The sequence below is a fragment of the Kribbella sp. genome (assembly GCF_035655035.1).
Lineage (GTDB): Bacteria > Actinomycetota > Actinomycetes > Propionibacteriales > Kribbellaceae > Kribbella.
Window position 1 is genome coordinate 1 of sequence record NZ_DASRVN010000505.1, and the last position, 7,108, is coordinate 7,108.

Consider the following 7,108-nt stretch of genomic DNA (forward strand, 5'->3'; position numbering starts at 1 on the left):
GGCGGGCGGTGGGTGGTGGGGGAGGTGGCCGTGGTGGGACCTACTGTTGGTGGGATGACGGCTGGGGACGAGCGGCAGCGGGCGGTGATCAAGCGGGCGGCGGAGGTCCTGCCCGCGGACGAGCGGGTGCTGGGGGTGTACCTGATCGGCAGCTACGCCACCGGGTCCGCCGACCGGTTCAGCGACGTCGACGTACATCTGGTGGTCACCGACGACAGCACCGACTGGTACACGGAGCACTGGGACGACGTACTGCGGGAGCTCACCGGGCCGACCGTACTGGCGGACCGGCTGCCGGGGATGATCGGCGGGCTCGGGATCACGCCGGACTGGTTGCACGTGGATCTGATCGTGCATCCGCTGGCCGGGTTCGACCGGTTCCAGTACGACGGGGTGAAGGTGCTGTTCGACCGGGACGGGAGGTTGTTCCCGGAGGGCGACGTCGAGCCCAGGGGCGGCCGCCCGACTGAGCCGTACTGGCCGGCCGCTGCCGTGAACCTCTTCTTCTACTTCCTCGGCAACCTCGTCACCGTGCTCGGGCGGGACGAGCGGGTCGTCGCCAACCAGGGCATCGGCGCCGTCCGCGACCAGCTCGTGGCTCTCATGCTCGCCGAACGTGGCGTCCGCCGGACCAGCGGGGCCAAGCGCCTCAACGCGCTGCTGTCCGACGAGCAACGCGCCGTACTCGAGGCGATCCCGGCGGCCGGCACCGACCCGTCGGACATCGTCGCGGCCAACCTGTACATCTGCCGCGACTTCATCGCCCGCGGCACCGCACTGGCCGAGCTCACCGGCAACACCTGGCCGGCCGAGTTCGTCGACGCAACCCTGCAGCACCTCCGCAATCATTTCGGCGTCGACTTCTCCTGACGCCGGACCGCCCAGAATTGGTTGCCGCAGGCACGCATACCGGCGGCAACCAGCCGGGCTTCACTTCAGGTGGTAATTGGCGAAACGCGTCCTGAGGTCCTTCTTCGAGAACTTGCCGACCGACGTCTTCGGCACCTCGTCGATGAACTCGACCGCGTCCGGCAGCCACCACTTCGCGACCAGCGGTCGCAGGTACTCGAGGATCTCCTCACCGGTCACCGTCGAACCCTCCTGCAGCACGATGCACGCCAGCGGCCGCTCGTCCCACTTCGGATGCGGCACCCCGATGACGGCAGCCTCCTTCACCGCGGGATGCGCCATCAACAGGTTCTCCAGCTCGACCGAGCTGATCCACTCGCCGCCGGACTTCACCAGGTCCTTGGTCCGGTCAACGATCCGCACCGACCCGTACGCGTCGATCGCCGCGACGTCGCCGGTCTTCATCCAGCCGTCCTCGGTGTTCAGCTGGGCGCCGTCGTCGGGCCGGTAGTACTCCGCGGCGATCCACGGACCGCGCACCTGCAGCTCACCCGTCGCCTCGTCGTCCCAGGGCAGCGGCGTGATCGAACCCGGCTCGACGATCCGCACCTCGACGCCCGGCAACGGCAGCCCGGCCCGGGCCCGCAGGTGTGCCTGCTCCTCCTCGGGAAGGTCCTGGTTCCGTGCCGGGACATGGGACGCGGTCGCGACCGGGCTCGTCTCGGTCATCCCCCACGCCTGCAGGATCGGCCGGCCGAGCTTCTTCCGGAATGCCTCCGAGAGCGCCTCCGGTACGGCGGAACCGCCACACGGGATCCGCCGCAGCTTCGGCAACTCGACCCCGTCGAGCAGCGGCAGCAGCCCCTGCCAGATCGTCGGTACGCCGGCCGACAGCGTCACCTCCTGCTCCACCAGCAGCTTGAGGATCCCCTGCGGGCTCATGTCCGGCCCCGGGAACACCAGCGACGCGCCGGCCATCGGCGCCGCATGCGCGAGGCCCCATGCGTTGGCGTGGAACATCGGCACCACCGGCATCACCGTGTCCGTCTCGGCCAGCCCGATGCCGGCGTTGGTCAGCACACCGATCGAGTGCAGCCAGGTCGACCGATGTGAGTAGACGACGCCCTTCGGGTTGCCCGTCGTACCGCTCGTATAACACATCGCGGCGGCCTGGTTCTCGTCCTCGACGTGGAACTCCACCGGCGCCGCGGCGGCCAGCAGCTCCTCGTAGTCGTGGAACCGCGGGTCGTCCGGGATCTCCGCCGCAGTCGGTGCGCCGGACGGCAGGTCGTCCATCACGACCACGTGTCTGAGCTGCGGGAGGCGCTCGAGCAGCGGCAGGAACAGCCCCAGCAACGAACGGTCGACGAACACCACCTCGTCCTCGGCATGGTTCGCGATGTACACGACCTGGTCCGGGAAGAGTCTGATGTTCAGCGTGTGCAGCACCCGGCCGGTGCAGGGCGCGGCGAAGTACAGCTCGAGGTGGCGTCCCGAATTCCACGCGAACGTCGCGACGCGGCCGTCGGCGGTGATCCCGAGCGTGTCCAGCACCCCACCCAGGCGTCTGGTCCGATCGGCCCACTCGCCGTACGTCAGTTTGGTCGGCGCCGGGCCGCCCGTGTAGACGGTCTTGTCCGGATAGAACTGCTCGGCCCGCCGGAAGATCGTGTCCAGCGACAGCTGGTAACTCTGCATCAGACCCTTCATGAAGCCACTGTGCCAGCCGCGGTGTGCCTTGACCATGACCTCGACCGGACTTTCTCCGGCACTCTTCCGGAACTGGAGCCGCAGGCAACAACAACCGGCGACACCCCGGAACCAATAGATGACACGACATACATGTCGTGTAATATGTCGGCCATGAAGGTTGTCGAGGAGTTTCGCTATCTCGTGCTGGCGATCCAGCGCGAGGGCAATCGGCTGCTCGCCGCCGAGCTGCGCCCGCTGGGCATCACGCCTTCCCAGGCAGAGGTTCTGCGGGTGCTCCGCGACCACGGGCCGATGACGCTGAACGCGCTCGGCGGGTTGCTGGTCTGCGAGACCGGCAACAGCCCGAGCCGGCTCGTCGATCGTTTGGTCGCCCAAGGACTGGTCGCGCGCGGCATCGACCAGGTCGACCGGCGCTACCTCACGCTCAGCCTGACACCGAAGGGCCGGGCACTGCACCGCCGCATCGTCACCGCGGAGAACCGGTTGCACCGCACCATGCACGACCGTCTCGCCGGGCAGGCGCTCGACGAGACCATCAGCACGCTCCGCTTGCTCGCCGACGCCTTCCCGACCGGTGCCGCACTGGCCCGCCGCCGGGGTCCCGAACTCGCCCACCAGGAGAACTAGTCATGGAACAGGCCACCGAGACCATCCACGCCGGCCAGGCGGCGATCCGGCAGGTGCTGCTGGACGCCCTCGGCCTGCCGGAGTGGAACGAGGCGTTCCTCGCCATCGACGGCCCCCGCGAAACCAACCCGGGCACGCGGTACGCGCTCCGTGTACGCCCCGGCTTCACCGGCGAGCTGCAGTACACGGTGGTCGAGACGGACCGGGTCGAGATCGTCTGGCAGGTCCCGGGTTTCCGCGAGGTCGGCACCTGGACGATCGGGGAGGACAGCCGGGTCACGCACACGTTCGAGCAGTCCGGCCCACTCGCGACCGTCCTGCGCCCGGCGTACCGCAACATCGCGACCATCCGCCTGGCCCGCCTCGCGAACCGCATTCGCCAGATGCAGCTGGCGCACACCGCCTAGGCTCAGCCCATGCTGACGGAAATCCGCGACACCAGACTGTACGTCGACAGTCCGACCCTCTCACCGGTCCGGGACATGGTGCTGGCGACCGAGACCTGCAGCTTCCCGCGGACACCGAGCTGGCCGACGAGTTCCACCAGCGGTCGGGTCAGTTCTCCGAGCAGATCACCAGCTCGAGCAGCTTCGGCGACCAGGTGCTGCCGTACTTCAGTCAGCTCACCCAGCCGGCGCTGCTGATCAAGGGCGAGTACGACCCGGCCACCAGCGCGGAGGAGATCGACCGGTTCCGCTCCGACGTACGGCAGGGCACCTATTGCTACGCGGCCGGCGTCGGGCACTTCATGCATGCGGAGCAGCCGGGCGCGTTTGCCCGGCAGGTCACCGAGTTCCTCAGCTGAGGGCGAGCGGGACGGCCCGCTTGTGCGCGGTACGGCGGTGGGTCGCGATGATCGTGCTCGCGGCCTTCTCGTCGACGTCCAGACCCTCGAGGAAGTCGTCGATCTCGTCGTACGTCACGCCCAGCACGGCCTCGTCCGGGACGCCCGGGTTGTTCGTCTCCAGGTCCGCGGTCGGGATCTTCCCGGTGATCTCCGGTGCCGCGCCGAGCCGTTCGCCGACCGCACGGACGCGCCGCTTGGTCAGACCGGACAGGGGCGTCAGGTCGCACGCGCCGTCGCCGTACTTGGTGAAGAACCCCATCACCGCTTCCGCCGCGTGGTCCGTGCCGACCACGAGACCGCCGCGGGCACCGGCCACCAGGTACTGCGCGACCATCCGCTGGCGGGCCTTGATGTTGCCGACATGGAAGTCCTCGCGGTCGCCGAGCCCGGCGTGCCGCACCGACTCGACCATGGCGTCGGTGGCCGGCTTCACGTCGACGATGAGCGTCTCGTCCGGCTTGATGAACTCGAGCGCGCGCCGCGCGTCCGCCTCGTCCGCCTGAACGCCGTACGGGAGCCGCATCGCGACGAACGTCGCCCGGCCGCCCTCCGCCCGTACCCGTTCCACGGCGAGCTGACAGAGCCGTCCCGCGGTGGAGGAGTCGACGCCGCCGCTGATTCCGAGCACGTACGCCGTCGCGCCCGTCCGCCGGAGCCGGTCGGCCAGGAACTCCACCCGGCGCTCGATCTCATCGTCGGCGTCGAACGCCGCGGGCACGCCGAGCTCGGCGATGATCAGTTCCTGCAGGTAACGGCTCTCGGGGTTCAATCCGGCTCCTCCGACGCGGCCTGAACATGAGGATTCCCCGCGCACCCGGAAGAGCTCACTTACCCTTGCTGCCTTCCGGCCCTGGGGGGATTGGGCGAGATACCGCCACGCGGGGAACCGGAAACGAGTGTACGGGATAGCCCTCCGCAACCGGGAATCGGACTCCCACCCTCGGCACATGACGGCTCTGGGGGCAGCAAGGATCCGGCAGGTCGAACGCACCGAGATCCTGGACAGCGGTTCGACTTCACTGAGGCCGGGCGGGCCGTCTGCGACGTACCGCGCTCGCTCTGAGCGAACAGGGGTGCGGATCGGGCGACCGAGGTTCACTCTTGTTGGGTGACGGATCATCATTTTGGGCGGTTCGGGATCACCACGGGACTGGACGGCAGCGCGGAGGCGGTGGCCGCGGCGCGGGCGGCCGAGGAGCTCGGGTGGCCGGTGATCTGGTTGTCCGGTGGGCCGCTGCCTGGGCTGCAGGCGATCACCGACCTCGTGGACGCAACGACGACGATCAAGTTCGTGAGCGGGATCTTGGCGGTGGTGAAGTACAGCGCGGCCGATGTGAGCGCGACGTACGCCGCCTTGGAGGCCGCTGCACCGGGTCGCTTCACTGTCGGTCTGGGTGGAGCGCACGGCTCCAAGCCGATTGCCACGCTCAACGCTTACCTGGACGAGCTCGACGTACCTGTAGAACGCCGGGTGCTCGCTGCGCTCGGCCCGCGGATGCTCCAGCTCGCCGGCGAGCGCTCTGCCGGTGCGTACCCGTTCCTGACCAGTGCGGCGTACTCCGCCGAGGCGAGGAAGGTCTTAGGCCCGGACAAGCTCCTGGCCGTCAGCCACCTCGTAGTACTCGAGACTGACGCGGACAGAGCCCGCACTATCGCCAGGAACACGATCAGCTTCTTCACAACGATCCCTGGGTACGTCGCTTCGCTGAAGCGCCAGGGGTTCAGCCAGAGCGACCTGTCCGAACTCCCAGACCACATGGTCGATGCCCTAGCCGCGTGGGGCAGCCCCACCGACATCAAGGCCAAGCTCACAGAACACCTTGACGCAGGCGCCGACCACGTAGCAGTCAACGTCATCACCGGCGAGACCGGTCCGCAGCCAATAGAACAGTGGCGGACGCTGGCGCCAGTACTACTCGACTAGCTGCTTCTCGTAGAGGCGCGCGGCCGACTCAAGCTTGTCGTACCTGTACGGGCGTACCTCACCGGTCGCCACGAACCCCTGCCGCTGCCAGAATCCGGTCGCGACCTGCGCGTTGGTGTCGACCACAGCCAGGCGCATCGTCCGCACCTCAGGCCAGGTGCTCTCGACGTACCGCTCAACCAGGCCGTACGTCGTACTGCCGTAGCCGCGCGCCTGCTGCTGCCCATGGATCTGGAGCAGCCCGATGAACGCAGTACCGTCCTTCGGGTATCCCCTGAGCAGGTCGACGACAGCCACGAGCCCCTGCCCGTCAAACGCCCCCAGCACCACCTTCGCGCCCTCCGCCAGCCCCTCCGGCCGCATCATCAACAGACTCTGCGCATCCGCCGCCCCCGGCGGATACCCGGTGATCCGCTCCGTGTACCCCGGGTCCGACTCGATCAGCCCCTGCACCGCATCCACGTCCCCGGGCCCGATCACCCGCAACACCAACTCGTCCACGCCCGCGACCCTAACCCGCGCCCCGATTTCGGATTCCCCACCACCGCCCGGTATCCTCTCCGCTTGGAGGATTCGCCTAGAGGCCTAGGGCGCACGCTTGGAAAGCGTGTTGGGGGCAACCCCTCACGAGTTCGAATCTCGTATCCTCCGCCAGGTTGAAGGCCCGGACTGCTGTGTAGCGTCCGGGTCTTTGGCGTTTAGCGGAGGTGGGTGAGGGCTTGGCTGAGGAAGGCGTCTCGGCGGGTGGTGGCTGTGGGGCTGTAGAGGGTGGTTGGGGTGTTGAGGGCGGCTACTGCGTCCCAGTAGGGGACGTGGGTGGCTGGGCGGCCGGAGGCTTGTTGCCAGCCGGTTAGGGCGTGGGCGGGGGCGTATGGGCCGAAGGTGATGGCGGCTTGTTTGCGGAGTTCGGAGAGGTCTACTCCGGGAGCGCCTACGCCGGCGGTTTTCCAGTCGATCAGGGCTGAGACGGTGTTGGCGGACCAGACGAGGTTGCCGGGCCAGACGTCGCCGTGGAGGAAGACCGAGGGTTCGGTCGGGCGGCCGTGGGCGCGTACTAGGTTGTCGGCCTCGTCCAGCAGGGGTGTGGTTGGCATCCGGCCGGTCCGGCGGTCCGTGGCGAAGTCGTCGACGGCGATGGGGCGCGGGCG

Annotated in this window: 10 protein-coding genes, 1 tRNA gene and 1 other RNA gene; 6 read left to right on the forward strand and 6 right to left on the reverse strand. The window is 68.5% G+C overall.

Annotated elements, in window-relative coordinates:
- Positions 1-870, forward strand: an 870-nt coding sequence (locus VFF46_RS27605) for an aminoglycoside 6-adenylyltransferase (RefSeq protein WP_325040145.1), incomplete at its 5' end; no start/stop codon positions are given.
- Between the two features lie 60 nt (positions 871-930).
- Here the strand turns inward: VFF46_RS27605 and VFF46_RS27610 are convergent.
- The gene (locus VFF46_RS27610) at positions 931-2,559 is read right to left on the reverse strand and encodes a long-chain fatty acid--CoA ligase (RefSeq protein ID WP_325040146.1); all 1,629 of its coding nucleotides are present in this window, start codon (positions 2,557-2,559) and stop codon (positions 931-933) included.
- 153 nt (positions 2,560-2,712) lie between these two features.
- Here VFF46_RS27610 and VFF46_RS27615 point away from each other — a divergent pair, with 153 nt between their 5' ends.
- Positions 2,713-3,189 (forward strand): MarR family winged helix-turn-helix transcriptional regulator, encoded by a 477-nt coding sequence (locus VFF46_RS27615; protein ID WP_325040147.1) that lies wholly within the window; start codon positions 2,713-2,715, stop codon positions 3,187-3,189.
- 2 nt (positions 3,190-3,191) lie between these two features.
- Positions 3,192-3,596, forward strand: coding sequence for an SRPBCC family protein (locus VFF46_RS27620; protein WP_325040148.1), 405 nt, complete (start codon positions 3,192-3,194; stop codon positions 3,594-3,596).
- Positions 3,597-3,598: 2 nt separating this feature from the next.
- Here the strand turns inward: VFF46_RS27620 and VFF46_RS27625 are convergent, their stop codons facing one another.
- Positions 3,599-3,733, reverse strand: coding sequence for a hypothetical protein (locus tag VFF46_RS27625; protein ID WP_325040149.1), 135 nt, complete (start codon positions 3,731-3,733; stop codon positions 3,599-3,601).
- A gap of 57 nt (positions 3,734-3,790) precedes the next feature.
- Here VFF46_RS27625 and VFF46_RS27630 point away from each other — a divergent pair, with 57 nt between their 5' ends.
- Positions 3,791-3,994, forward strand: coding sequence for an alpha/beta hydrolase (locus VFF46_RS27630; RefSeq protein WP_325040150.1), 204 nt, complete (start codon positions 3,791-3,793; stop codon positions 3,992-3,994).
- Here VFF46_RS27630 and nadE read toward each other — a convergent pair.
- Together nadE and ffs are read right to left on the reverse strand one after the other, a co-directional pair.
- Positions 3,987-4,805 (reverse strand): ammonia-dependent NAD(+) synthetase, encoded by an 819-nt coding sequence (nadE, locus tag VFF46_RS27635; protein ID WP_325040151.1) that lies wholly within the window; start codon positions 4,803-4,805, stop codon positions 3,987-3,989. The genes VFF46_RS27630 and nadE overlap by 8 nt on opposite strands.
- Before the next feature lie 25 nt (positions 4,806-4,830).
- Positions 4,831-4,927: signal recognition particle sRNA small type (ffs, locus tag VFF46_RS27640), an RNA gene on the reverse strand.
- Positions 4,928-5,144: 217 nt separating this feature from the next.
- Here ffs and VFF46_RS27645 point away from each other — a divergent pair.
- Positions 5,145-5,960, forward strand: a complete 816-nt coding sequence (locus VFF46_RS27645) for a TIGR03620 family F420-dependent LLM class oxidoreductase (protein WP_325040152.1) — start codon at positions 5,145-5,147, stop codon at positions 5,958-5,960.
- Here the strand turns inward: VFF46_RS27645 and VFF46_RS27650 are convergent.
- On the reverse strand, positions 5,949-6,461 hold the full coding sequence (locus VFF46_RS27650; protein WP_325040153.1) for a hypothetical protein: 513 nt from the start codon (positions 6,459-6,461) through the stop codon (positions 5,949-5,951). The genes VFF46_RS27645 and VFF46_RS27650 overlap by 12 nt on opposite strands.
- A gap of 65 nt (positions 6,462-6,526) precedes the next feature.
- Here VFF46_RS27650 and VFF46_RS27655 point away from each other — a divergent pair.
- A tRNA-Ser gene (locus tag VFF46_RS27655) sits at positions 6,527-6,614 on the forward strand.
- A gap of 44 nt (positions 6,615-6,658) precedes the next feature.
- Here VFF46_RS27655 and VFF46_RS27660 read toward each other — a convergent pair.
- A partial coding sequence (locus VFF46_RS27660; protein WP_325040154.1) for a phosphotransferase family protein occupies positions 6,659-7,108 on the reverse strand: 450 nt, incomplete at its 5' end.

Bases quoted from the DNA above. Each gene is read 5' to 3' on its own strand.
- VFF46_RS27610 (WP_325040146.1), bottom strand. From the start codon at position 2,559: ATGAAGGGTCTGATGCAGAGTTACCAGCTGTCGCTGGACACGATCTTC.
- VFF46_RS27620 (WP_325040148.1), top strand. From the start codon at position 3,192: ATGGAACAGGCCACCGAGACCATCCACGCCGGCCAGGCGGCGATCCGG.
- VFF46_RS27615 (WP_325040147.1), top strand. From the start codon at position 2,713: ATGAAGGTTGTCGAGGAGTTTCGCTATCTCGTGCTGGCGATCCAGCGC.